The organism is Sulfurimonas sp., from assembly GCF_019429335.1.
Taxonomy (GTDB): Bacteria; Campylobacterota; Campylobacteria; order Campylobacterales; family Sulfurimonadaceae; genus Sulfurimonas.
This window is the reverse complement of record NZ_JAHYJB010000003.1, coordinates 89,966-114,768: the sequence shown is the minus strand read 5'-3', so window position 1 is coordinate 114,768 and position 24,803 is coordinate 89,966. Positions and strand designations below refer to the sequence as shown.

Sequence of the window (24,803 nt, the reverse complement as noted above, 5' to 3'; positions counted from 1 at the left end):
AGAGAGAGGGAAACGCCTGGCCCCATTCCGAACCCAGAAGCTAAGCCTCTCATCGCTGATAATACTGCACCTGTCAGGTGTGGAAATGTAGGTCGCTGCCTAGTTGATCATTTCTTGCAACAACAACTCACAATCAAACTTAACAATTCAATCAAACTAATCAAATCAATCTAAAACTTAAGCGTAAAAAACTTATATGTAGGCGTTATTAAATTTCAGTATCAATTATCACACTATTTTAATCTATTATAGAGTTTTCTATATCCCATTTATGCTTTATAGTATCTATATTTACTCTTTTTAGCCTGTTTAAAAAGTACTCTCTTGCAACCTCTTTTGCGCCCAAGCTTTTCAGATATTCTGTGGGCACTTGACAGTCTATGAAATCATATCCCCAAAATTTAAGATGCTTGACAAGCATTGCATATGCTGATTTTGAGGCATCATTTACCAGAGAGAACATGGATTCTCCGCAAAAAACTTTTCCTACAACAACTCCGTAAAGTCCGCCGACAAGTTTTCCATCTTGATAACTCTCTATGCTGTGTGCCATATCCATATCATGAAGTACGCTGTAGGCTTCAATTATCTCATCTTGTATCCAAGTACCATTTTGATTTTCTCTCTTTACGCTGCTGCACCGCTTCATAACCTCTATGAAGTTGCTATCAAATTTATAGTGAAATTTTTTCATGCTTTTTTTCAGGGAGCGGCTCAATTTAAAATCATCTAGCTCCATTATAAGTCTGGGGTTTGTCGACCACCAAATAATCGGGTCATCTTTAGCGTACCAAGGAAATATTCCATTTTGATATGCGCGAATAAGTCTAGATGGATTTAAGTCGCCTCCCCATGCAACAATGCCCTCTTCACTAGCATCGTTGGGATTTGGAAAGGTCAGCTCATATTTTTTTAGCTGTGGTATCATATTACTTAATTATCTCATGCAACTTGAACAAGTTCAAGTTGCATTTAGTCAATCGTGTGTTTTGTGCTATTTCAAAGCACAGAATAAAAGCTTCACTGTTGGCGAGAATAATCATTCTAATTCCTTGAAATTAAAAATCAGCTTTCTGTTGAATGATACATTTACTCTGCCGCCGTTTTTTAGTTTGCCAAAGAGTATCTCATCGCTTAATTTATTTGTTATATTATCAGCAATATATCTTTTAATCGGCCTTGCTCCCATCTCTATCGAGTAAGAGTTATCTGCTATGTACTCTGCAGCTTTAGGAGATATCGTAATGGTTACCTTTTTCTTCTTTAGGTCACTGTTTAGCTCATCTATAAACTTATTTACGATTCCTTTGACTACCTCTATATTTAGCTGATTAAACTCTACTACAGCGCTTAGCCTATTTCTAAATTCAGGTGTAAAGAAAAGTTTTAACTCCTCATTTTTTGAGAGCGAGCTGTCTTTGTTGAAGCCCATGATATTTCTAGCTGTAGCGCCGATGTTGGATGTCATAATAAGTATGACATTTTGGAAGTTTGCCTTATAGCCGTTATTATCTGTAAGAGTTGCGTTATCCATAATTTGGAGTAAAATATTTACCAAATCAGGGTGAGCTTTTTCTATCTCATCAAGCAGTAAAACAGTGTAAGGGTGTCTTTTTATTGCCTCCGTAAGCAGTCCTCCCTGCTCATATCCTACATAGCCAGGAGGCGCCCCTACAAGCCTGCTTATGGCATGTTTTTCCATGTATTCGCTCATATCAAATCTCTCAAAATTAATGCCGAGTATTTGGCTAAGAGAGAGTGCAAGTTCTGTTTTGCCCACGCCCGTAGGTCCAGAAAATAGAAATGAAGCGATTGGCTTGTTTGGCGGAGTAAGACCTGCTTTGGATATTTTTATGGCTTTTGCCACCTCTGCAACTGCTTTGTCCTGCCCGATTACTTTTTTTTGCAAATTCTCTTCTAGGTTTATTAGAGAGAGTGTTTCATCCTGTGTTACTTTTGAGCCTGATATACCGACAATTTTTGAGATGGTATTTTCAATATCGTGAGAGCCTACAACTCTTTTTTTCTTGTTTTTTAGATGAAATGACGCAGCGGTTTCATCTAAAAGGTCAATTGCCTTGTCGGGTAAAAATTTATCGGTTATATATCTTTTTGACAAATCTATTGCTGTTTTTAGGGCTTTGTCCGTAAATGTTACGTTGTGGTGCTCTTCATATTTACTTTTTAGCCCTTTTAGAATCTTATATGTTGTCTTTACTGAAGGCTCATTTATATCAATTTTGGAGAATCTTCTGCTTAACGCCTTGTCTTTTTCAAAACCGTTTCTATACTCTGTAAACGTGGTAGCACCCATGCATTTTAGCTCACCTGAAGCTAATGCTGGTTTTAGCTGGTTTGCCGCATCCATAGTTCCACTTGTTGAACCTGCGCCTATTAGTGTGTGAATTTCATCAATGAAAAGAATAGCGTTTGGAATAGATTTAAGCTCATCCATTATGCCTTTTAAGCGCTTCTCGAAATCGCCTCTATATTTTGTGCCTGCAAGCATCGCTCCCAAATCGAGTGCATAAAGCTCACTGTTTTGGATAATCTCTGGGACTTCGCGTGCCGCTATCTTTAGCGCCAGCCCCTCTGCAATAGCAGTTTTTCCGACTCCTGCTTCTCCGACTAAAATGGGGTTGTTTTTCTTTCTGCGGCATAAAATCTGCGTTACCCTCTCTATCTCGTTATCTCTGCCTATAACGGGGTCTATTTTTCCCTCTTTTGCCTTTTTAAGCAAATTTATGGAGTATTTTTGAAGATATGATTCACTCTCTTTTGGAGCATCAGTTTCATCGCTGTGCGAAATCATCTCTAATATATCAAGTCTTGAGATATGATACTCATTTAACAGCATGTAGGCAAAAGAGTTCACTTCATCATAGATGGCAACAAGCAGGTCGCCAATATCCGCACTCTGCTGTTGTGAGCTTTGGATATGCTTTATCATCCTGTCAATCAGCCGTGAGAGAGCAACACTCTCAAAAGGCTCATCGCTCACGTTTTGCTGAAGCGTGCTTGTGTTTGAATATATATAATCTTTTATGAGCTCTTTCATCTTTTGGACATCACCGCCGCACTCAAAGATGATTTTTGCACCCTCCGGAGAGTTAAGAAGTTGATAAAATACATGTTCAATGGTTATATACTCATGTTTTAGCTCTTTTGCATAGATAATTGATTTTTGGAAAACCTCGTTTAATGAATGGCTTATCACTACTCTTCCTCCATTTCGGCTCTTAGCGGAAAGCCGCTGTCTCTGGCACGTTTGTGCACCTGCATAACTTTTGTCTCCGCAATTTCATAGGAATAAATACCGCATACACCCCTCTCTTTTTTATGAACTTCAAACATTACGGCTTCCGCCTCTTGGTAGCTTTTGTGAAATATGCTCATAAGCACATCTATTACAAACTCCATGGAGGTATAGTCGTCATTTAAAATCAGCACTTTATATTTTTTAGGGTATTTAAGCGATATCTCGTCGATAATTTCTAAATCTGTATTTGTTGCCATAATTTTCCTATAATAATTATCTTTAATAATTAAAAAAATTATAACAAAATAGAGATAACTATGACAAAACGAATTTTTATAACCGCCACAAACACAAATATAGGCAAGACATATACTACAAAACTTCTTCTGAAAGAGTTCGCTTCGCGCGGACTCAAAGTCGGTGTTATCAAGCCCATAGAAACAGGTGTTGTGGATGGATACGCAGAGGATGGCGAGGAACTTTTAGAGCTTATTAAAGAGCTTAATCCAAAGCTGTGGCACCTAGAAGCCGAAGATATTGTTCCCTTTATGTACGAGATGGCGGCGGTCCCGTTTGTAGCATCTAACAATGCGCCTCTTGATATAGAGAAGATTAAAAGCAAGATTGAAGAGCTTGAGGCTTTTTGCGATCTAATTGTTATCGAGGGAGCTGGCGGACTTTATGTTCCAATAGATGAGAATAGTATGATGATAGATTTGATTGCTCAGTTACAAGCTACGGCACTTTTAGTTACGCACTGTGCGCTTGGATGCATTAATGATACGCTTTTAAGTAAAAAAGCATTAGAAGATAAAAATATACGACATGCAGTTGCATTTAATTGTAAAGATATTAAAAATGAGTTTAATAAAATTTCACAACCATATTTTTTGCATATAGGCCTTGAGGTACTAAAAGTAGATAATGATATTGAAAAAATATGTGATGTCTTGTATAATCTAAAAATAAATTAGGTTTCGTATAAAGTACGGAATGACGAGCGTAAGGGAAAAATGAAACACTTAATCAGAACAGACGATTTTACAACTTTAGAGATAGAAGCTATTTTAGAAGATGCGAAGCTCTTTAGCGCAAAGATTGAAGATGGAAGCGGGATTGATAAAATTCTAAAAGACAAAATAATTATTACACTGTTTTTTGAAAATTCGACAAGAACGAGAAGCTCTTTCGAGATAGCCGCTAAGAGGCTTGGCGCAGAGATTGTCCATCTTGATGTCGCAAACAGCTCTACCAAAAAAGGGGAGACTCTCGTTGATACGGCGATGAATTTGGACGCTATGAATCCGCATGCAATAATTGTGCGACATCAAAACTCTGGTGTTCCCAAAATTCTCTCAAACCATACAAAAGCTTCCATAATTAATGCCGGAGACGGTGCTCATGCTCATCCTACTCAAGCGCTGTTGGACCTTTTTACGCTAAAAAAACATTTTGAAAATGACTTAAGAGGCAAAAAAATAGCGATAGTCGGAGATATAAAAAACTCAAGAGTCGCAAACTCAAATATTGAGCTTCTTGGGAGATTCGGCATGGAGGTGATTTTAGTGGCACCGCCGCAGTTTTTGCCAAAAACAACTCTGCGAACAACGCACTACATAAACGAAATAGTCGATGAAGTAGATATTATTATGAGTCTTAGAACGCAAACAGAGAGACACTCCTCTCAGACTTATGCTTCGCTAAAAGATTATGCGAGCGATTTTTGCATAACGACTGAGCTTATTGGGCAGAGAGATATAATTTTGCTTCACCCTGGACCTGTCCACAGAAATATAGATATCTGCGATGCACTTTTGGCAGATAAGAGATGCAAGGTCTTGGAGCAGGTCTCAAACGGTGTCGCGCTTAGAATGGCTGTGCTTAAAAAATTGATTAATGACATTTGATGATTTAAATGCTCTTGGTAAAAATAGAGAGCCGTTTTTGTTTATAATAGACTTTAAAGCCCAAAATATAGTCGCATCTGCTTTATATGAGCTTGAAGCAAACGATATTGAATTTTGCATAGATGAAGATTATCCCCTCAGAGCCCATAAAGATTTTTTGGAGAAAAAGAGAGCTCCTTTTAGTGAATATAAAAAGAAGTTTGACTTTGTTATAGAGAAGATAAAAGCGGGCGATACCTATCTTCTAAATCTCACGCAGCCGACATTTATAAAAACTTCGCTCTCATTAGAAGAGATTTTTAAGTGTGCAAATGCCCACTACAAACTAAGATACAAAGATGAGTTTGTCTGTTTCTCTCCTGAGAAATTTATCCAGATAAAAAATTCCAAAATCTCTACATTCCCGATGAAAGGGACAATCGATGCATCAATTCCAAACGCAAAAGAGATTATCTTAAATAACAAAAAAGAGATGGCAGAGCATGTTATGGTGGTTGATTTGCTCAGAAACGATCTCTCAATCGTTGCAAAAGATGTAAAAGTCGAAGAGTTTAGATATATAACAGAGATTGAAGCAGGTGAGAAAAAACTTTTACATGTAAGTTCACATATCAGCGGAGATGTAACAGAGGATTGGCATGACAGAATAGGAGACATCTTAAACTCGCTTCTTCCAGCAGGAAGTATAAGCGGCGCTCCAAAAAAAAGCACATTAGATATAATTAGTCAGGTTGAGGGCTATGAACGCGGATTTTTCAGCGGTGTATTTGGCGTGTATGACGGCAAAACACTAGATAGTGGTGTTATGATAAGATTTGTGCAGAAAACTAAAGACGGATATATCTATAAAAGTGGAGGTGGCATAACGCTTGACAGCGATGCCAAGAGCGAATACAGTGAACTTTTTGATAAAGTTTACCTGCCATAAGAGAGGTTTTTAAATGATGCTAAAAATAGATGGTTTTTTTACGAGTGGCTGGACGTTTAATGAGGAAGAGCAGGATTTGAAAAACAGATATCAGATGGTAAACATCGGTATTTTACTCTCGGCAAGCGGGCTTATCTACGGGATTATCGGAAATTATATAAGAGATATCCAAGGCTTTATACCGATTGAGCTCATGCTTTTATGTATGAATTTTATAATGTTTTTTGCACTCAGAAAATATCGCCACTTTTTTGAATTCTTTGCCATAACCATGACTCTTCAGTATACATTTTTGTTTCTGTTTCTTATCTACGCGGGGGAGCCGAGTGACCTGAAACATCTATGGGTATTTACGTATCCTATTATTCTTCTCTATTTTCAAAAGACCGTGCATGCCGTATATTGGTTGGCTTTTATACTTTTTATGCTTATAATCGCGCCTCTGCAAAATCTTATTGATATAAAATATTCCATGTATCAGGTGACTTATATCTCGTTTGTTCTTGTCATCATAAGTATTATCATCTACTTCTATCAAAAAAAGATAGACGAAGCAAAATCTATTATTTTAGAGAAGCAGAATATGCTGCGAAATTTTAATCAAGAACTTGAAAAACAGGTTAACGACAAAACTACAGAGCTTATAAAACTCAATGAATCGCTGGAGCTAAAGGTCAAGCAGAAAATAGAGGAGCTAAGGAACAAGGAGCAAATTTTAGAAGTGCAGTCTAAGCAGGCGGTCATGGGTGAGATGATAAGTATGATAGCGCATCAGTGGAGACAGCCGCTCTCCACGATTACTCTGCAAATCGCAAATCTTCAGTTTAAAAAACTGCTTGGTCATGACAGAAGCAGCGAAGATATAGACAGCGCGCTGAGCAACATTAGCGACACGATAGTCTACCTGTCTGACACTATTGATGACTTTCAGGCATATTTTCATCCAAATAAAGAGATATTAAGGATTGAGATACATGATTTACTACAAAGAGCAGTAAATTTTGCAATATCGAGAATACAGGATAGAGGAATCAGAATCTCTATTAACAAATCAGCTGACATTGAGGTCAGCACATATATAAATGAGCTGGTGCAGGTGGTTTTAAACATACTAAACAATGCCATAGACGCCCACAATGAAGCAAAAGCAAGAGAGCCTTTTGTAACGCTAAATGCCAAAATGGCGGGAGATATAGTTATTGTATACATTGAGGATAATGCAGGCGGTATAAAGAGCGAAAATCTGTCTCACCTTTTTGAGCCCTATTTCAGCACAAAGGGCAAAAATGGAACGGGACTGGGTCTATACATGAGCAAAATGATTGTGGAGAAGCAGTTTGGAGGCGAGATTGATGTAATAACTAATAGTGGCGGCTCCACGTTTATTATAAAAATTCCTAAAGATATCGGATGAGAGAGCAAAAACACTCTTTTGCAGAATGTTTAAAAAAAATTGATAATTTTTGAGATATAATTTATCAAAACAACTGAGGTTAATATATGTATTTAAAAGATTTAAAGTTCTCTTTGTGGGCGGATTTCATTGAAAGAAACTACTTAGATAAAGAGTTTCGAGAGCTGATAGAGGCTGGAATAATAAATGGCGCTACTTCAAATCCTGCAATTTTTAAAAATGCGATATTAAGTTCGAGTGCGTACAAAGAACAGCTCTCATCACTTGGCTCTTTACCTGCTAAAGAGAAGTATGAGGCGGTTGCGATATATGACATACAAAAAGCAGCTGACATATTAAAGCCGCTCTATGATGCAAATGATGACGGCTATGTTAGCATAGAGGTAGACCCTTATCTCTGCGATGATGCCAAGGGAACCATAGAGGAGGGCAAGAGACTTTTTGCGCAAATTAATCGTAAAAACGTTATGATAAAAGTTCCCGCAACAGATGCAGGATATGTTGCCATGCGCGAGCTTGTGGGAAGCGGAATCCCCGTAAATGCTACTCTTATATTTAAAAAAGAGCAGGCCATCTCATGTGCAGAGGCGTTTAGAGAAGGCGTAGCAAAAAACGGCTCAAAGGTTGACACGGTCATAAGCGTTTTTGTAAGCAGAATAGACAGAGCTTTGGATGATGAGCTCTCAAAGGGCGGTGTTGATGTGGCGCTTAGCGGAATATACAACAGCGCGGATATATATGCAGAAGTTGAAAAAATGGGCGTTAAAGGCTGCAGAACGCTTTTTGCAAGTACCGGAGTTAAGGATGATTCTCTTCAGGCTCACTACTATGTTGAGAAGCTTTTGGCGTACAACAGTGTAAACACCGCTCCGGTCGAGACCATAAAAGCCTTTCATGCAAATGGAGCAAAAATTAGTGTTTTGCCGATTTCAACTCAAATCATAGAGGAACATTTTGAAAAAATCAAGAATTTAGGTATAGATTTTAACGCTGTTTTGGATAAACAGATATCTGATGGGTTAAAATCTTTTAAAGACGCATTTAAAGATATATTGGAGTCATTATGAGTGAAAACAGAAATGAAGTGGATATCAGCCAGTTAACGTTTGAGCAGATAAAAAAGATTAGAGAGTATCTTAAAAAACTTATTGAAAACGGCGGAAGTGACTTGCATGTCAAATCAAACGGCGTAATCAGAGCGAGAATTAACGGAACGATTGTTCCTTTTTCTGGAAGTATATTTGCTTATGAAGATGCGATGAGTTTGGCAAAAGAGATACTTAGAGGCAGATACTCGGAGTTGGTCGAGAATAAAGAGGTCGACTTAGTCTATCAGTTTGATGAGCGAAACCGTTTTCGTGTAAATATCTTTTTTCAGACAGACGGTCCCTCTTTTGTCTTTCGCGTTATTCCTATGGCAATCCCGACAATTGATGAGATGAAATATCCTGAGACTGTAAGAGCCTTTACAAAAGAGACGCGCGGGCTTATATTGGTTACCGGAACAACCGGTAGCGGTAAATCAACAACTCTTGCGGCAATGATACATGAGATCAATATAACACAGAAAAAACATATTATAACTATCGAGGACCCTATCGAGTTCGTTCATAAAGACAGGGGATGTATCATAAATCAGCGTTCTGTAGGACAGGATACTCTGAGTTTTGACAGAGCACTAAGAGCTGCTCTTCGTGAAGACCCTGATATCATACTTGTCGGTGAGATGAGAGATAGAGAGACGATTGAGCTAGCACTTCATGCGGCAGACACGGGACACTTAGTTTTTTCAACGCTTCACACAGTCGATGCCAAAGAGACGATCAACCGTATTATCGCGATTTTTCCTAATGATGAGCAAAATCGTGTTCGTCTCTCTCTGGCAGGCGTACTAAAAGGCGTAATATCTCAAAGACTTATCCCAACGATAGATGACAAGCGAGTTGCGGCAATGGAGATATTGGTAAAAACTCCTACTATCGAGAAGCTTATTTTGGAAAATCGCGATTATGAGATTAAAGAGGCGATAGAAAAAGGGCGTGAACACTATAAATCTCAAAGTTTTGACCAACATATTTTGGATATTTACAATGCTGGAATCATCACAAAAGAGAGAGCAAAGGATTATGCTACAAGCGCAGCTGACCTAGAGCTTAAAATGAGCGGCCTAAACAGCGGAAAAGCTGCAGATTTTGCAAATAAAGCTGAGAAAAACGGTGATGGCAAGATTGAGCAAGAGGATGTATTTGATCTGAAATAATCACCTTTAACTACAATTAAAGCTTAAAGATGTATAATTCCAAACATTTTTTATTAAGGATTTAATATGTTAGAAGGCATAGTTAGAGAGAGTATTGGCAAACAAGGCACGAAAGCGCTTCGCCGCGATGGTTATCTAATTGCAAACATTTACGGAAAAGGGCTTGAAAATATTCATGCCGCATTCAAAGAGAATGAATATATCCGTACTGTTCGTAATAAAGATTCTTTATCATTCCCAGTTTCTGTAGCTGGAAAAACTATGAACGTTGTTGTTCAATCATATGAGGCTCATCCTGTAACAAGCAAGCTTTTACATGTTGATTTAATGGTTGCACAACCTGGTGTTGTAACACACTACCATGTTCCGGTTGTAACAGTTGGTGATGCTATAGGGTTGAAAAACAAAGGTCTTATACATATTTCAAAGCCTCGTTTAAGAGTTAAAGCTGCTATTGAAAACGTTCCGCAGAGCATCGTTATTGATGTTGCTAAAATGGACGTTGGAGATTCAAAACTTCTTCGTGATATAGCAAGAGTTGAGAACGTTACATTCACAGATGCTGAGCGCGTATCTGTACTGAGCGTAATCAAAGCTAAGTAATTATGCTAATAGTCGGTCTAGGAAATCCTGGTCCGAACTACGAGCATACTCGTCATAACATAGGATTTATGGTTATAGACGAGCTAATTAAAAGACAAAATGCTCAAAAACTCTCCTCATCGTCGTTTAACGGTGAACTCTTTAAATTTTCAAACCATTTTTTATTAAAACCTCTCACATTTATGAATCTCTCAGGCAATTCAATAGCGGCCGTTAAAAAGTTTTATAAGATAGATAACGTAGTTGTAATACATGATGATTTGGATTTGCCGTTTGGCACGCTTCGCTTTAAAAAAGGCGGAGGCGACGGCGGACATAATGGCCTTAAATCCACAGATGAGAAGATTTCAAAAGATTACGTAAGAGTGAGAATGGGTATAGGCAAACCTGAACATAAAGGGGAAGTTGTATCTTACGTTTTAAGCGATTTTAGCAAAGAGGAAGAGGAGCATCTTGCGGACTGGATCTCTTTTGCCGCCAAAGCAGTCGATTATTTGCTTGAACATTCTCTCGAAGATGTAAGCTCTAAATATACAATTAAAAAATTTCAGCTAAAATAGCGGTGAAATATAAAATAGGTTCCTCGCCAAAAGGCGAAGCATTCGTGACTCAATATGGACCGGACTTGTTTTGTTTGCATGAGAAGGATAGAGATGTTGGCTTTTAAATATATTGCTTTTCACTATATAAGATATTTTATTATTATTTTAACAGCCCTTGTTCTTTTTCTAGTAGGCTTTGACTACATAGGAGGTGCCGAGAAGCTGGATATTTCTGCTAACCTGCTTCTTATCTATGTGGTCTATAAAACATTTTATGCTATTGACATGTTACTTCCTCTCTCGCTGATTTTTGCGATGATAAGCACAAAAATATTTTTAATCCGCTCAAATGCACTCGTATCATTTTACTCCCTTGGCTACTCAAGGGTTGATATTCTTAAGCCATTCGTAGCCGTATCTAGCGCCGTAATTATTCTTTTTATATCCTTGCACGCAATATCAAATTTTGCAAGAGCTGATGAGATGGCCAAAAATATTCGTAAAAATGCGCAGTATTTAAGCCCTACACGAGACCTCTTTTTTACTTACAAAGATAAATTTGTATATTTCTCAAGAATGCTGCCGCTGCAGGAGAGTGCTGAGAATATACGCGTATTTAGTTTTATAGACAACTCGCTAAAAGAGGTTTTGGTAGCCTCAAGTGCAAGATATAGAAATGACGCATGGTATATTGACGCCGCAGATATCATTACCAAGCCTGAGGATATTAGCTTTGACTCTTTGGGCATGAGAGTGAGTGAGCAGAATAATTTAGAAATTCTTCACGGCTTTAGACCAAAAATGCTTGATCAAGTTTATGAGGGCAAGGTAGACTTCACCATAAGAGACGCCATTGATGCGTATATGCTTTTAAAAGAGCAAAACATAAACACAAGCATTGTAAAAAGCTCACTCTATAAAATATTTGTATATCCGCTTTTTGTACCCAGCCTAATAGTTATAATCTTCTTTTTTGTTCCCGTGAGTGTTAGGTTTTTAAATGTGACGCTCTTTAGTTTTGCGGCAATCATCTCATCACTAGTGGTATGGGCTATTCTTTTTACGCTGATTGAGCTCTCAAGCCATAAAACAATATCAAGTGAACTCGGAATCATAGCTCCGGCATTTCTGCTCTTTTTAGTTGCACTAAGGCAGTGGAGAACGTATCGCCTCGCCACATAAGGCTTTATAACAAAAATATAAGTACTTTTTGGATAGAATGCCCTAAAAAATATTCGGGACTTTTATGATAAATTTTAAAGAGTTGGCATCGACCTATAAAACTCCGCTTTATATATATGATTTAGACTACATGACTGCGCAGTACGAAGAGCTTAAAGAGGCTTTCAGGGGCAGAAAGTCTATTTTGGCATTTGCGATAAAATCAAACTCAAACCTTAGCATTATCAGCCACTTTGCAACTTTGGGAAGCGGCGCTGATTGCGTCTCTATCGGTGAGGTTCGCCGTGCGTTTTTAGCAGGCATTCCAAGCTACAAAATAATCTTCTCTGGTGTTGGAAAGAGTGATGATGAGATACGCGAAGCGATAGAAAAAGAGATTTTGTATATTAACGTTGAGAGCGAAGCAGAGTTGGGGCGCGTAGAGCTTATAGCAAAAGAGTTAAAGGTTACATGTAGAATCAGTGTAAGGGTAAATCCTAACATCGACCCTCTTACGCATCCATACATCTCAACAGGGCTTCATGATAACAAATTCGGAGTCGAGATAGAGGCTGCAAAGAGAATGTATATCAGAGCAAACAACTCGGAGCATCTAGACCCTGTAGGAATCCATTTTCACATAGGTTCTCAGCTTACTGAGCTTAAGCCTATTTATGAGTCTGCAGAGATTGTGGCTGATTTGGTCCGCTCGCTTCAAAGCATAAAAGTTGAGCTGAAGTTTTTTGATATCGGCGGCGGTCTTGGCGTGAGATACAAAGATGAGGTTACAATAAAACCATATGACTACGCGCAGGCTGTTTTATCCACTCTAAAAGGTTTGGATTTGACTATTATCTGCGAGCCTGGAAGATTTTTAACCGCAAACGGCGGATACTTTTTGACAAAAGTTCTTTACGAGAAGAAAAACGGCGCAAAGAGATTTGTTGTGGTTGACGGCGCTATGAATGATCTGCTTCGCCCTAGTTTGTATAAAGCGTACCACAGGATAGAGGCGATTACTAGTAGCAAAACAGAAGAGAGCGAGGCTGATGTAGTCGGTCCTGTTTGCGAGAGTGGCGACTTTTTTGCAAAAAACTATCCGCTTCCTACGCTAGAGCATAACGATCTGCTCGTACTCCACAGTGCCGGAGCTTACGGCTTTGGAATGGGTAGCAACTATAACACAAGAGGCAGAAGTGTAGAGGTTGCAATTAAAGGCGGCGAGGCAAGAGTTATCCGAAGACGCGAAGAGTTTGAAGATTTAATAGCTCTAGAGAAAGAGTATTTGGTTAAATAAGATGTATTTTATTGATGTACAGGGCACTCTAATCAGCGACAGCGATAAATCTCCGATTCGCGGAAGTATAGAGTTTATCGACATGCTGAATGAGAAGAAAATTCCATACATGATTATCACAAACAGTACAAAAAAAGCTTCAAGCGAGTTCTACAATTTCTTAAAATCAATCGGGTTTAATTTTGAGTTTTCATCTTATCTTGACCCTCTTATGATGCTCGAGTCGCGCGTAGCAAAAGAGTCTGTAGCTGCTTATGGTGCAGATGAGTTCTTGGATGTTTTAAAAAAAATGGGGTATGTTTTAAACTATACAGATCCAAAGACGGTGCTTATTTCAATAAAAGAGAATTTTACCCATGATGAGTATGCCCAGATTATAGATTTTCTACTCGGCGGAGCATCTTTGGTAGGTATGCATGAAACATCCATATATGCCAAAGGCTCCAAAAGATACCCTGGAGTCGGAGCGATTTTAAAGATGCTTGAGTTTGCTACGTCTTGCAGCTATGAAGTTGTCGGAAAACCAAGTGTATCATTCTACAAAGAGGCGCTGCGTATGCTGCAAAAACAAAAGAGTGACGCAAAATTTAGCGATGTGACAATTATTAGTGATGACGTAAAGGGTGATTTGGGCGGAGCAAAGAAGATGGGAATGAAGACTATTTTTGTGACAAGCGGAAAATATAAAAGCGCCGATGAGATAGTTCCATTTTTAAAACCTGAATTAAGACCCGATTGTATTTCTGCGGATATGCAGGAGATTTTGGATAAAACAAGTTTGGAGAGCAGATGAAAACTTTAGAGGAATGCAGAGAAGCAATCGACATTATTGACGATGAGGTTTTAGAACTTTTAAACAGAAGAATGAAAATAGTCAAGCGTGTCGGCGAGATAAAAAAGAGCGGCAACAGCGCAATTTACAGACCTGAAAGAGAAAAAGCGATTATTCAAAGATTGACGCAAAACAGCATTGATGCCGGCGGTCTTTTAAACACAAGCGCGATAGAAGCTATTTTTTTAGAAATTTTTGCGGTCTCAAGAAACCTAGAACTCCCAGAGCGCATAGCATATCTTGGGCCTGAGGGCAGTTTTACGCATCAAGCGGCAGAGAGCCGTTTTGGGGCTATGAGCGACTATCTCTCAATGAAATCAATACCCTCAGTTTTTAAAGAGCTTGAGACAAAAAGAGCAAAATTCGGCGTTGTTCCTATTGAGAATTCAATAGACGGCATAGTTGGCGAAACTCTTGATTTGTTGGCAAACAGCAGTGTAAAAATAGTAGCGGAACTATATATGCCTATTCACATGTCGTTTGCTACAAAAGCAAAGAAGTTATCCGAGATAACAAAGGTTTATTCGAGGGATAAAGGTTTTGGACAGTGCAGAGAGTTTCTTCAAGAGCACAATCTTGTAAATGTCGAGCAGATTCCCGTTGAGTCAACTGCAAAAGCTGCTATCTTGGCTGCAAAAGATTCAAGCGCAGCTGCTATCTGCAGTCATATTGCGGCTAAATTATACGGTATTCCGATAATGTTTGACCATATCGAAGATTATATAGGTTCTCAAACAAGATTTGTAATACTAAGCGACTTTAAGAACGCCAAGAGCGAGGATGATAAAACTTCGATATTGGTAAGATTGGAAAATTCCATAAAAGCAGGTTCACTGGTTCATTTCTTACAGGATTTTGACAAACAAGATATAAATCTCTCCAAAATAGAGTCTCGACCATCCAAAGACAAGGGCGGTTTTGACTACTGGTTCTTTATTGATTTCTACGGACATGTAGATGATGAAAAGTTTCAAAAGGTATTGCAAAAACATAAAGGAGAGGTAACTTGGTTAGGAAGTTACGTTAAGGGAGAAGAGATTGAAGTTCAATAAAAATTTAGAAAATATTAAAACATATGAAGCGGGAAAACCGATAGAGTTGGTTGTAAGAGAGTATGGCATTGAGCCAAAAGATATTGTAAAACTCGCTTCTAATGAGAATCCCTATGGTACTTCCCCAAAGGTAATAGAAGCTGTAAGTGACATAGTCTCAAAAATGGCTCTCTATCCTGATGACTCTATGATAAAGCTTAAAGGTGCGCTAAGTGCAAGATTTGACGTTAAAGATGAAAACGTTATTATAGGCTCAGGAAGCGATCAGGTTATAGAGTTTCTCATTCATGCAAAAGCGCATGCCGGCTCTAAGATTTTAATGAACTCAATAACATTTGCCATGTATGAGATATATTCAAAACATGTAGGTGCAGAGGTTATTAGAACATCTTCGCAGGAGCACAATCTAGATGAGTTTTATGAACTCTATAAAAAAGAGAAACCGGAAATTATATTTATATGCACACCGAACAATCCAACTGGAGATGCGCTTGATGCCGACAAAATATACAACTTTTTGGAAAAAATAGATAGTGATACTTTAGTAGTTATAGATGCCGCTTATATTGAGTATGCAATTGCTAAAGACGTAAAGAAAAAGGTAGACGCAAAGGCGCTCGTTGAGCAGTTTGACAACGTTATCTATCTCGGAACATTTTCTAAAGCTTACGGGCTTGGCGGCATGAGGGTAGGCTACGGTGTAGCAGACTCTAAGATCATAAAAGAGCTATATAAACTCAGACCTCCTTTTAACATTACAACGCTCTCTCTTGAGGCTGCAAGTGTAGCTCTTGGCGATGAGGAGTTTGTGAAAAAAAGTGTAACTCTCAATTTTGAGCAGATGAAAAGGTATGAAGAGTTTGCAAAAGAACAAAAAATAGATATAATAAACAGCTATACTAATTTTGTTACATTGTGCCTAAATTCAAGCCAAGATTCTACAAAAATATCGACTCAGCTATTGCAAAAAGGGATGATTGTGCGGGATTTGAGTAGCTATAATATGAACGCAATTAGGGTTACGATAGGTACTGATGAACAAAATAGTCGTTTTTTTAAGTTAGTGACACAATTTTTATAATAGTAAAAATACTTTGTAGTTCTCGAAAAACTTGTTTTTTGTAGCTTCAGGGGGTTGTAGGGACGTTAGTCCCTGCCACTAAAGGGGACGTGTTCGCTTTAGTGCGTAACATCAGATAATAAATGGGAAGTTAATGGATTTTAAAGTACTTTTTTCGCAACTAATAGTTCTATATGCCAAGCTGACGAAAGAGCAGAAGCTTATTATAGGAGCCGCTGTTGTAGGCATTGTTGCATTTGTTATTTTTCTGGTTGTTTATACTGCAAAACAGGAGACGGTGAGCAAGTATGAAGTGCTGTTTGACTCTTTAACCTCAGAGGATGCTGCAAAAGTTGTGGAGCAGCTGGAGAAAAACAACGTCCCTTACGAGATATTTGATAAAAATATTATAAAAGTTCCTAAAAACGTAGTCTACAAAGAGCGTATCGCAATCGCTTCGCTAGGTATTCCAAAAAACAGCGGAGTCGGGTTTGAACTTTTTGACAGGCAGGAGTTTGGTTCTACAAGCTTTGACCAAAATGTAAAATATCTCCGTGCTATAGAGGGAGAACTCTCCCGCACAATAAACGCTTTGGCGCCGATTGAGAGAGCAAGTGTCAGTCTTGCTCTGCCAAAAGATACTCTATTTGTTGAAAAAAAGGCAACACCGACTGCTTCTGTAATGCTTCAACTTGTGGAGGGCAGAAGGCTCTCTACAAAACAGATTAGAGGGATTAAAAATCTCGTAGCCGCTGCCGTTCCAAATCTTACTCCTGCAAATGTTATGCTGATTGACAATGACGGCGAGACGCTCGGAGATGAAGATGAGATGGCTCAGATGGGTGAGCTATCAACTGTACAGCAGAATTTTAAGACAAAAGAAGAGAAGAAAAAGCAGAGAAAAATTATAGAGGTTGTCTCTCCTTTTGTCGGCGGCGAGGAGAAAGTCGTCGCTCAGGTCACTATAGAGTTCGACTTTTCCATACAAAGTTCAACATCAGAGGTTTTTGACCCTGAAAACGTAGTGAGAAGTGAGCAGATAAGCGAAGAAAAAAGAGAGGGTTCAACTCCTCCTGAGGTCGGAGGTGTTCCCGGAACCGTAAGCAATATAGGTCCGGTTCAAGGGCTTTCAAACAATCAAGTTACTGAAAAGTATGAGAAAAACAGCGGTACGACTAATTATGAAGTTGGCAAAACAGTCTCAACCACAAAGAGCGAATTTGCAAGAATAAAAAGAGTTACCGCGGCTGTTGTTGTTGATGGAAAGTATAAGTATAAGCTTGATGAGAACGGAAATTCTACCGATACAATGGAGTATGAACCGCTCTCAGAGAGTGATATAGAGGCTCTCTCAGCGCTTGTTAGCCGCTCAATAGGAATCAGCGAGGAGAGAGGCGATCAGATAAGCGTTCAAAACCTCCAGTTTAAAGCTCCTGTGATTGATAATGCAGAGAAAAGAGTTGCTCAGGCTGTTATCTTTTCTCAAACATATCTGGCACCGTTTTCGGAGCTCTTTAAATATATATTTGTACTTCTTCTTCTTTTTATTGTTTACAAAAAAGCTATTTCTCCGTTTGCGCAGAGGATGCTAGAAATCTCCAAGGAAGAGGATGAACACGGCAAGCCGCACCTCTCAATAGAGGATGATGAAGATGAAGATTTGGTTGAAAAAGTCCAGACAATGCGCAAAAAAGTCGAGGAGCAGCTTGGTGTTGGAGAAGGTTTTAGTGAAGACGAGCTCAAATATGACGTTCTTCTTGAAAAAATTAAAGCAATGGCGGAGGAATCGCCTGAAGCTATTGCTTTAGTTTTTCAAGCTCTGCTATCTGAAGAATCTGATGTCTCAGAAACCGGAAGGAGAAATAGATGAATTTAAGTCCTACACAGCAAGCTAAGTTTGATGAGATGGGGATGGGGGAGAAGATTGCAATTTTGCTTATGCAAATAGGCGAAGATGCAACGGCTTCAATATTTTCAAATATGAGCGTTGATGCTATTACTGAAGTCTCAAAAAACATAGCTACAAACAAAAGTGTTGATAAGGCTGTTGCAACCGCCATACTCGAAGAGTTTTATGCTATTTTACAATCCGGACAGTTTATCACATCCGGCGGTTTAGAGTATGCGAGAGAACTTCTCTATAGAACATTGGGACCTGAAGAGGCAAAAAAAGTTTTAGAAAAGCTATCAAAAAGTATGCAGGAGACTCAAAATTTTGCATATCTATCAAAAATCAAGCCCCAACAGCTATCAGACTTTATTATTAACGAGCATCCTCAGACAATCGCTCTTATCTTGGCTCATATGGACGCAACTGAAGCGGCAGACACGCTTCAATATTTCCCTGATGACTTAAGAAGTGAAGTCTCCATGAGAATGGCAAAACTAGGGGATATCTCTCCCTCGGTCATCAAAAGAGTCTCAGCTGTGCTTGAGTCAAAACTTGAATCTCTTGCCTCGTACAAGGTCGAAGTCGGCGGTCCACGTGCTGTCGCAGATATCTTTAACCGTCTTGGCGCAAAAGCTTCCAAAGAGACGCTCGCTAAGATTGAGGAGAGAGATGAAGAGATGTCTAACCTCATTAAAGAGATGATGTTTACATTTGAAGATATCCAAAAGCTGGATAAAAATGCAATTACAGAGATACTAAAAGCTATCGATAAACCTGACTTGATGCTAGGTCTAAAGAGTGCGCCAGAAGAGCTTAAAGAGAAATTCTTTAGCGCTATGAGTGAGAGAGCCAAAGAGGCATTTGAAGAAGAGATGCAGTTTATGGGTGCTGTTAAAATGAAAGATGTTGAGGGCGCTCAAAGAAGAATTGTTGAGGTTGTTAACGGTCTTGCAGAGGGTGGTGTTATTCAGCTTGGAACTTCAACCGAAGAGATGGTAGAGTAGTTTGGCAAGTATAATCAGCAGCGATAAAATAAATAGACATACTGTCGATAAGTACAACTTTAAGATTCTTGCACTCGGTGCAGATTCAAGCGATGAGTTTGTAGAGTCTACTTTTGTAAAAAAACAGCCCTTGCCAGAGCCGCAGCAGCCAATTAAAGAGCGCGAAGTGGACTCAAGTGCAATGTCTCAAGGTTCTAAAGACTCACTTATAGAGTCTCTTTTAAATAAAACCGACGAGATGTCTTCTAATTTTATAAAACTTCAGATGAAACTAGAGAACATGAGCGAAGAGCACAAGGCTGAGCTTGCCAAAGTAAAAGAGGACTCTTTTGCGGCGGGCTTAGAAGCGGGCAGAGAGAAGACTCTTAAGGATGATGAGAAAAATTTATCAAATATCATGTCGCAATACAGTACATCCATAGAGAAACTTGAGAAGAGCGCTGAAGAGTTTGAGAGTTCTTTGGAGGGGATTAAGAGCGAGCTGATAAGTGCAGCTTTGGATATCTCAAAAGAGGTAATTAAAGTTGAGCTTCAAGAGAACTCGAAAAAAGTAGCGTTTACTTTAGCAAAAGAGCTTATTAAAGAGCTACAAGGAGCTTCAAAAGTAGTTCTAAAAGTCAACCCGAAAGACCATGGGGCAATTTCTCAAGCAGTCGGCTCAATGGCACACGTTGAGGTGATATCCGATGGTGCTGTAACTCTAGGCGGTGTAATTGCAATTAGTGATGCAGGAAATATAGATGCGCAGATTTCAAAAAGATTTGAGCGTGTAAAAAAGGCAGCACTTAGTGAGTAAAAAAGATATATGAATATACAATTAAGTAGAATAAAAGAGCTTGAAGAGATTTGTAAAGATATAAGAGAAGAGATATTGAGGGTGGTCAGCAAAAACGGCGGACACCTAAGCTCAACTCTTGGCGCAACGGAACTTATCGTTGCGATGCATGAGGTTTTTGACTCAAAAAAAGACCCTTTTATCTTTGACGTTTCGCACCAAGCCTACGCGCATAAACTTTTAACAGGAAGATTTAAAGAGTTTGATACACTAAGAGAGTTTGGCGGATTGTGCGGATATACAAAACCAAGCGAGAGCGAGCACGACTATTTTGTAGCAGGGCATAGCTCCACATCCATCTCTTTAGGCGTGGGTGCAGCAAAAGCTATTGCACTAAAGGGTGAGCAGGATTCAAGAGTTCCCGTCATAATGATTGGTGATGGCGCGATGACCGCCGGCATGGTGTATGAGGCGCTAAATGAGCTTGGCGAGAGAAAATATCCGATGGTAATCATACTAAACGATAATGAGATGAGCATATCAAAGCCTATAGGCGCGATTAGCCGTATGCTAAGCTCCGCAATGGCTTCTCCGTTTTATCAAAATTTCAAAAAACATACCGAGAATTTTGTTGATAATTTCGGCGAAGGTGCCAGATATATGGCAAAAAGAATGGAAGAATCACTTAAGCTGATAACTCCGGGGATAATGTTTGAAGAGATGGGTATTGACTATATCGGGCCTATTGACGGACATAACTTGGTGTCGCTGATAGAGATACTTCACAAATCAAAAGATCTTAAAAAACCTGTCATCGTGCATGTACAAACTCTAAAGGGCAAAGGTTATGAAATAGCAGAGGGCAAAGATGAGAAGTGGCATGGGGTGGGTCCTTTTGACCTTGACAGCGGAGCAAGTGCAAATAAGAGCTCTGACAAAAGCGCAACGCAGATATATACGGAGGCACTTTTGCATCTTGCAAAAAACAACCCTAAAATTGTCGGAGCAACTGCTGCAATGCCAAGCGGAACAGGCTTAAATGAGCTGATGGAAGCATATCCGGACAGATTTTGGGATGTGGCTATTGCCGAACAGCATGCCGTTACGTCAATGGCAGCTTTGGCAAAAGAGGGGTTTAAGCCGTTTTGTACCATATACTCGACATTTCTGCAGCGCGGTTATGATCAAATAATACATGATACATGTTTGATGAATCTTCCTGTTGTTTTTGCGCTTGACAGAGCCGGAATAGTCGGAGAGGACGGTGAGACGCATCAGGGTGCCTTTGATATCAGTTTTTTAAGGGCGATACCAAACATGACGCTTTTTGCTCCGCGTGATGAGAAGAGTTTTCATCAGGCAATGGCGTTTGCATCCGAGTATCCATATCCGTGTTCGCTCAGATATCCAAGAGGTTCGTTTACTCAAACTACTTTGCCGGAATCTTTGCCTTTTGAGTTGGCAAAGTCCCAGCTTCTGCGCTCAAACAACAGCGATATTTTGTTTATAGGATACGGAAACGGCGTAGGACGTGCTTATGAGAGTGCAGAACATTTGGATTTTGAAGTAAGTATTTTGGATTTGCGATTTGTAAAACCGCTTGATGAAGAGATGCTTCAAGAGATGTCTAAAAAACATAAAAAGTGGTTTGTATTTAGCGACAGCGCAAAAATGGGCGGAGTCGGCAGCGCTATTTTAGAGTTTTTGTCTCGTGAAAAAATTCTACATGTAGAAGTTGTAAGCTTTGAGTATGAGGATAAGTTTATCACACACGGAAACACAAAGCTGGTTGAGGAGTCTTTAGGACTTCTGCCTGCACAGCTTGCAAAAAAAGTTACCCTTTTAGTTGGATAATCCCGGCAAATCTTCCTGTTTTTGCCTCTGCTCTGTAAGAGAAATATTTATGCGTGTTGCAGCATGTGCAATCATCGCAAAACTCGATATTTTCTCTTTTTATACCGCATGAGAGCAGCTGTTTTTGCAAAATTGAGGCGACATCAAGGTAAAAGCTCCCGCCTCTTTTTTGCATAGCATACTCTAAACCTTTCTCTTTTGCCTCGACGTAAATCTCGCCCCCAACCTCATAACAGCACACTCCGATGCTTGCTCCCACGCTTACATGTACATTTTTTGCCTCTGTGCCAAATTCTGTTTTCATCCTCTCAACCACGTTTTTAACTATGTTTTTAAAGGCACCCTGACGTCCTGCATGAGCCGCAGCAATAACCCTTTTTTTATCATCATAAAACAGTATAGGAGAGCAGTCGGCAACCATAACCATAAGAGGTGTGTTTGGTCTATTTGTTATAAGCGCGTCGCATGTAGGGGGAGTTTTAAAATCCTCATTTGCAACCACATGTACGATGTCGGAGTGAATCTGTTGCATGTGAACAAGTGAATTTTTTTCATATCCTAACTCTTTTGCCAAGAGTTCATGATTTTTTTGCACCTCTGTTTCGTCATCTCTGACATGAAATGCAAGGTTGCCGCTCTCTTTTGTAGTAAAAGCGTGCAAGAGGTTTGTAAATAAGCTTAGTTTTTCACTATAATAAAATTTCATAGAAAAATTATATCCAAAAGGGAATATTTTGAGTAAGTTTAGTTTATATCCCATAACTTTAGACGGGACAGACAGAGAGGCAAAAAGAGAAGAGATAAGAGCATATTTTCACAACACTTACGATATTTTTGAGAAGATTTTTGAAGTACTAAAGAGCGATGAGGTTTTTTATCAAAAATCCGAGCCGACTCGCCATCCGATGATATTTTATTTCGGACATACCGCCACTTTTTTTATAAATAAACTAATATATATGAAGATAATAAAAGAACGGATAAATCCCGAGTTTGAGTCCATTTTTGCCGTTGGTGTGGATGAGATGGAGTGGGACGATACAAATAGCACGCATTATAAGTGGCCAAAAGTGGATGATGTTAGAGCATATAGAATGAAGGTGAGAAATATCGTTGATTCTCTTATAGCTTCGCTTCCATTGACTCTGCCTATTACGCAGGAATCGCCTATGTGGATAGTTCTTATGGGCATAGAGCATGAGCGTATCCATATAGAAACATCGCTTGTTTTGCACCGCCAGATGCCGCTTGAGAAGGTAAAAGAGGTAAAAGAGTTCAACATCTGTCCGCATAGTTCATCCGCTCCAAAAAATAAGATGATAACAATAGAGGGCGGCAATGTTGTTTTAGGTAAAGATAAGTCACACAATCTCTACGGCTGGGATAACGAGTATGGAGAGTTTAGCGAGACGATAGAAAAATTTAAAGTCTCAAAATATCTGGTAAGCAACGCCGAATTTATGGAGTTTGTAAAAGAGGGGGGATATGAAGATGAGGAATTTTGGGATGACGAGGGGAGAAAGTTTTTAGAGATAAGCGGCGCAAAACATCCTCTGTTTTGGGTATTAGAAGAGGGCATGTACAGATATAGAACACTCTCTAAACTCATAGATATGCCGCTTGACTGGCCTGCGGATGTAAATGCGCTTGAAGCGGAGGCATTTTGCCGTTACAAAGGTAAAAAGGATGGAGTTATCTACTCTTTGCCAAGCGAGACGGAGTATAGACTGATATACAATTATGCAGGTTTGCAGGATATTCCGGACTTTCATGAGAGCAGGGCAAACCTAAACTTTTACCACTACTTTAGCTCATGTCCCGTAAATGAGTTTGGTTTCAACGGCATATATGATGTTGTCGGAAACGTCTGGCAGTGGAGTAAAACTCCGATATTCGGCTTTGAGGGATTTGAAGTTCATTCGGCATATGATGACTTTTCCGTGCCGACATATGATGGCAGACATGCGCTGATTTTAGGCTCGTCATGGGCTAGCAGCGGAAACCTTATAATGAAACACTCCCGTTACGCATTTCGTAAGCACTTCCCTCAAAACGCCGGTTTTAGATATGTTATCTCAAGCAGTGACGATAGAATAGAGAGTGATGTCTACGAGAGTGACGAACTTGTTTCACAGTATTGTGAGTTTCAGTACGGAGATGAGAACTTCGGCGTAAAAAACTTTGCAATAGAGTGCGCAAAAATAGCCTCAAAATTTGCAAAAAACCACACAAAAGCTCTTGATTTGGGATGTGCGACAGGAAGAGCGGCTTTTGAGCTTGCAAAGAGTTTTGATGAGGTTCAGGGGATTGACTTCTCGGCTAGATTTATAGGCGTGGGCGTAAAACTAAAAAGTGACGGATACATCGGTTTTGCTTCAAAAACCGAGGGCGATTTGGTAGAGAAAAAAAAGGTGAACATAGAGGAGCTTGGCTATGAGAATCTAAAAGAGAGAGTCTCATTCTGGCAGGGTGACGCATGTAACCTCAAGCCAAATTTCAACTCTTACGATTTAGTCATGGCTACAAATCTCATAGACAGGCTCTACAATCCCAGACTATTTTTGGAGAGCGTTTATGAGAGGCTAAACAGAGATGGCGTTTTGATTTTAACCTCGCCATACACTTGGCAAGAGAGCTCAACCAAAAAAGAGTTCTGGCTCGGCGGATACAAAGATGAGAGCGCCAAAGAGATAAAAACGATAGATACGCTAAAAGAGATTTTGGGTAAAAAATTTGAGCTTGTACATCTTCAGGATTTGGAGTTTGTTATCAAAGAGACGGCAAGAAAGTTTCAGCACAGCATCGCAGAGGTTAGTGTTTGGAGGAAAAGATAATATTGCAAAATGACATATTTTATTGTTCTCATATAAAAAGAAAGTAATATATGTAAGCATAAAAAGTTATAATTTTAAAAATAAAGAGCGGAGGTCAAAAGTTGTCTAATATAATCAAAGTTTTTCTAAG

The 24,803-nt window shown here is 39.3% G+C and carries 22 protein-coding genes and 1 rRNA gene; 19 read left to right on the top strand and 4 right to left on the bottom strand.

Annotated elements, in window-relative coordinates; genetic code table 11:
- Positions 1 to 104 (top strand): 5S ribosomal RNA (gene rrf / locus K0A91_RS02545); the annotation flags it as partial.
- A 134-nt stretch (positions 105 to 238) separates the two neighbouring features.
- Here rrf and aat read toward each other — a convergent pair.
- From aat to K0A91_RS02530, 3 genes are all read right to left on the bottom strand, one after another.
- Entirely contained in the window at positions 239 to 928 is a 690-nt protein-coding gene (aat, locus tag K0A91_RS02540) for a leucyl/phenylalanyl-tRNA--protein transferase (protein WP_295007837.1), read from the bottom strand.
- A gap of 111 nt (positions 929 to 1,039) precedes the next feature.
- The gene (gene clpA, locus K0A91_RS02535; RefSeq protein WP_295007835.1) at positions 1,040 to 3,217 is read right to left on the bottom strand and encodes an ATP-dependent Clp protease ATP-binding subunit ClpA; all 2,178 of its coding nucleotides are present in this window, start codon (positions 3,215 to 3,217) and stop codon (positions 1,040 to 1,042) included.
- On the bottom strand, positions 3,217 to 3,516 hold the full coding sequence (locus K0A91_RS02530) for an ATP-dependent Clp protease adaptor ClpS (RefSeq protein WP_295007833.1): 300 nt from the start codon (positions 3,514 to 3,516) through the stop codon (positions 3,217 to 3,219). The genes clpA and K0A91_RS02530 overlap by 1 nt, the downstream gene beginning before the upstream one ends.
- Positions 3,517 to 3,576: 60 nt before the next feature.
- Here K0A91_RS02530 and bioD point away from each other — a divergent pair, with 60 nt between their 5' ends.
- The 17 genes from bioD to dxs all read left to right on the top strand — a co-directional run bounded on the left by bioD (position 3,577) and on the right by dxs (position 21,839).
- On the top strand, positions 3,577 to 4,233 hold the full coding sequence (gene bioD / locus K0A91_RS02525) for a dethiobiotin synthase (RefSeq protein ID WP_295007831.1): 657 nt from the start codon (positions 3,577 to 3,579) through the stop codon (positions 4,231 to 4,233).
- 39 nt (positions 4,234 to 4,272) lie between these two features.
- Positions 4,273 to 5,166 carry an aspartate carbamoyltransferase catalytic subunit gene (locus K0A91_RS02520; RefSeq protein WP_295007829.1) on the top strand — a complete coding sequence of 298 codons (894 nt, stop codon included), beginning with the start codon at positions 4,273 to 4,275 and terminating at the stop codon, positions 5,164 to 5,166.
- Positions 5,156 to 6,094 (top strand): aminodeoxychorismate synthase component I, encoded by a 939-nt coding sequence (locus K0A91_RS02515; RefSeq protein ID WP_295007827.1) that lies wholly within the window; start codon positions 5,156 to 5,158, stop codon positions 6,092 to 6,094. Before K0A91_RS02520 ends, K0A91_RS02515 begins: the two co-directional genes overlap by 11 nt.
- A 13-nt stretch (positions 6,095 to 6,107) precedes the next feature.
- Entirely contained in the window at positions 6,108 to 7,508 is a 1,401-nt protein-coding gene (locus tag K0A91_RS02510; protein ID WP_295007826.1) for an ATP-binding protein, read from the top strand.
- A gap of 86 nt (positions 7,509 to 7,594) precedes the next feature.
- Complete coding sequence (locus K0A91_RS02505) at positions 7,595 to 8,575, top strand: transaldolase (RefSeq protein WP_295007824.1); 981 nt, start codon at positions 7,595 to 7,597, stop codon at positions 8,573 to 8,575.
- Positions 8,572 to 9,768: a PilT/PilU family type 4a pilus ATPase gene (locus tag K0A91_RS02500; protein WP_295007822.1), complete on the top strand. Its 1,197-nt coding sequence runs from the start codon at positions 8,572 to 8,574 to the stop codon at positions 9,766 to 9,768. The genes K0A91_RS02505 and K0A91_RS02500 overlap by 4 nt, the downstream gene beginning before the upstream one ends.
- A 66-nt stretch (positions 9,769 to 9,834) precedes the next feature.
- Positions 9,835 to 10,371: a 50S ribosomal protein L25/general stress protein Ctc gene (locus tag K0A91_RS02495; RefSeq protein ID WP_295007820.1), complete on the top strand. Its 537-nt coding sequence runs from the start codon at positions 9,835 to 9,837 to the stop codon at positions 10,369 to 10,371.
- Positions 10,371 to 10,931, top strand: a complete 561-nt coding sequence (gene pth, locus K0A91_RS02490) for an aminoacyl-tRNA hydrolase (protein ID WP_295007845.1) — start codon at positions 10,371 to 10,373, stop codon at positions 10,929 to 10,931. Before K0A91_RS02495 ends, pth begins: the two co-directional genes overlap by 1 nt.
- Before the next feature lie 93 nt (positions 10,932 to 11,024).
- Positions 11,025 to 12,095 carry an LptF/LptG family permease gene (locus tag K0A91_RS02485; protein WP_295007818.1) on the top strand — a complete coding sequence of 357 codons (1,071 nt, stop codon included), beginning with the start codon at positions 11,025 to 11,027 and terminating at the stop codon, positions 12,093 to 12,095.
- Between the two features lie 64 nt (positions 12,096 to 12,159).
- Entirely contained in the window at positions 12,160 to 13,371 is a 1,212-nt protein-coding gene (gene lysA, locus K0A91_RS02480) for a diaminopimelate decarboxylase (protein ID WP_295007816.1), read from the top strand.
- 1 nt (position 13,372) lies between these two features.
- Entirely contained in the window at positions 13,373 to 14,164 is a 792-nt protein-coding gene (locus K0A91_RS02475; RefSeq protein ID WP_295007814.1) for an HAD-IIA family hydrolase, read from the top strand.
- Complete coding sequence (gene pheA, locus K0A91_RS02470; protein WP_295007812.1) at positions 14,161 to 15,255, top strand: prephenate dehydratase; 1,095 nt, start codon at positions 14,161 to 14,163, stop codon at positions 15,253 to 15,255. Before K0A91_RS02475 ends, pheA begins: the two co-directional genes overlap by 4 nt.
- The gene (gene hisC, locus K0A91_RS02465) at positions 15,242 to 16,336 is read left to right on the top strand and encodes a histidinol-phosphate transaminase (protein ID WP_295007810.1); all 1,095 of its coding nucleotides are present in this window, start codon (positions 15,242 to 15,244) and stop codon (positions 16,334 to 16,336) included. The genes pheA and hisC overlap by 14 nt, the downstream gene beginning before the upstream one ends.
- 133 nt (positions 16,337 to 16,469) lie before the next feature.
- On the top strand, positions 16,470 to 18,185 hold the full coding sequence (fliF, locus tag K0A91_RS02460; RefSeq protein ID WP_295007808.1) for a flagellar basal-body MS-ring/collar protein FliF: 1,716 nt from the start codon (positions 16,470 to 16,472) through the stop codon (positions 18,183 to 18,185).
- Positions 18,182 to 19,210 (top strand): flagellar motor switch protein FliG, encoded by a 1,029-nt coding sequence (gene fliG, locus K0A91_RS02455; RefSeq protein WP_295007806.1) that lies wholly within the window; start codon positions 18,182 to 18,184, stop codon positions 19,208 to 19,210. The genes fliF and fliG overlap by 4 nt, the downstream gene beginning before the upstream one ends.
- Position 19,211: 1 nt before the next feature.
- Positions 19,212 to 20,006, top strand: a complete 795-nt coding sequence (gene fliH / locus K0A91_RS02450; protein ID WP_295007804.1) for a flagellar assembly protein FliH — start codon at positions 19,212 to 19,214, stop codon at positions 20,004 to 20,006.
- A gap of 9 nt (positions 20,007 to 20,015) precedes the next feature.
- Positions 20,016 to 21,839: a 1-deoxy-D-xylulose-5-phosphate synthase gene (gene dxs / locus K0A91_RS02445; RefSeq protein WP_295007802.1), complete on the top strand. Its 1,824-nt coding sequence runs from the start codon at positions 20,016 to 20,018 to the stop codon at positions 21,837 to 21,839.
- On the opposite strand, the gene pgeF is transcribed toward dxs, so the two are convergent.
- Positions 21,820 to 22,545 (bottom strand): peptidoglycan editing factor PgeF, encoded by a 726-nt coding sequence (gene pgeF / locus K0A91_RS02440; protein ID WP_295007800.1) that lies wholly within the window; start codon positions 22,543 to 22,545, stop codon positions 21,820 to 21,822. The genes dxs and pgeF overlap by 20 nt on opposite strands.
- A 28-nt stretch (positions 22,546 to 22,573) precedes the next feature.
- Here pgeF and ovoA point away from each other — a divergent pair, with 28 nt between their 5' ends.
- Positions 22,574 to 24,673 (top strand): 5-histidylcysteine sulfoxide synthase, encoded by a 2,100-nt coding sequence (gene ovoA / locus K0A91_RS02435; RefSeq protein WP_295007799.1) that lies wholly within the window; start codon positions 22,574 to 22,576, stop codon positions 24,671 to 24,673.
- The last annotated feature ends 130 nt before the right edge of the window (positions 24,674 to 24,803 follow it).

What these genes read in the sequence shown, in the direction of transcription:
- K0A91_RS02515 (WP_295007827.1), top strand. Translation starts at nt 5,156, where the DNA reads ATGACATTTGATGATTTAAATGCTCTTGGTAAAAATAGAGAGCCGTTT.
- bioD (WP_295007831.1), top strand. Translation starts at nt 3,577, where the DNA reads ATGACAAAACGAATTTTTATAACCGCCACAAACACAAATATAGGCAAG.
- pheA (WP_295007812.1), top strand. Translation starts at nt 14,161, where the DNA reads ATGAAAACTTTAGAGGAATGCAGAGAAGCAATCGACATTATTGACGAT.
- pgeF (WP_295007800.1), bottom strand. Translation starts at nt 22,545, where the DNA reads ATGAAATTTTATTATAGTGAAAAACTAAGCTTATTTACAAACCTCTTG.
- K0A91_RS02530 (WP_295007833.1), bottom strand. Translation starts at nt 3,516, where the DNA reads ATGGCAACAAATACAGATTTAGAAATTATCGACGAGATATCGCTTAAA.
- fliF (WP_295007808.1), top strand. Translation starts at nt 16,470, where the DNA reads ATGGATTTTAAAGTACTTTTTTCGCAACTAATAGTTCTATATGCCAAG.
- K0A91_RS02495 (WP_295007820.1), top strand. Translation starts at nt 9,835, where the DNA reads ATGTTAGAAGGCATAGTTAGAGAGAGTATTGGCAAACAAGGCACGAAA.
- K0A91_RS02485 (WP_295007818.1), top strand. Translation starts at nt 11,025, where the DNA reads ATGTTGGCTTTTAAATATATTGCTTTTCACTATATAAGATATTTTATT.
- K0A91_RS02475 (WP_295007814.1), top strand. Translation starts at nt 13,373, where the DNA reads ATGTATTTTATTGATGTACAGGGCACTCTAATCAGCGACAGCGATAAA.
- K0A91_RS02520 (WP_295007829.1), top strand. Translation starts at nt 4,273, where the DNA reads ATGAAACACTTAATCAGAACAGACGATTTTACAACTTTAGAGATAGAA.
- lysA (WP_295007816.1), top strand. Translation starts at nt 12,160, where the DNA reads ATGATAAATTTTAAAGAGTTGGCATCGACCTATAAAACTCCGCTTTAT.
- K0A91_RS02510 (WP_295007826.1), top strand. Translation starts at nt 6,108, where the DNA reads ATGATGCTAAAAATAGATGGTTTTTTTACGAGTGGCTGGACGTTTAAT.
- K0A91_RS02500 (WP_295007822.1), top strand. Translation starts at nt 8,572, where the DNA reads ATGAGTGAAAACAGAAATGAAGTGGATATCAGCCAGTTAACGTTTGAG.
- K0A91_RS02505 (WP_295007824.1), top strand. Translation starts at nt 7,595, where the DNA reads ATGTATTTAAAAGATTTAAAGTTCTCTTTGTGGGCGGATTTCATTGAA.
- aat (WP_295007837.1), bottom strand. Translation starts at nt 928, where the DNA reads ATGATACCACAGCTAAAAAAATATGAGCTGACCTTTCCAAATCCCAAC.
- fliG (WP_295007806.1), top strand. Translation starts at nt 18,182, where the DNA reads ATGAATTTAAGTCCTACACAGCAAGCTAAGTTTGATGAGATGGGGATG.
- dxs (WP_295007802.1), top strand. Translation starts at nt 20,016, where the DNA reads ATGAATATACAATTAAGTAGAATAAAAGAGCTTGAAGAGATTTGTAAA.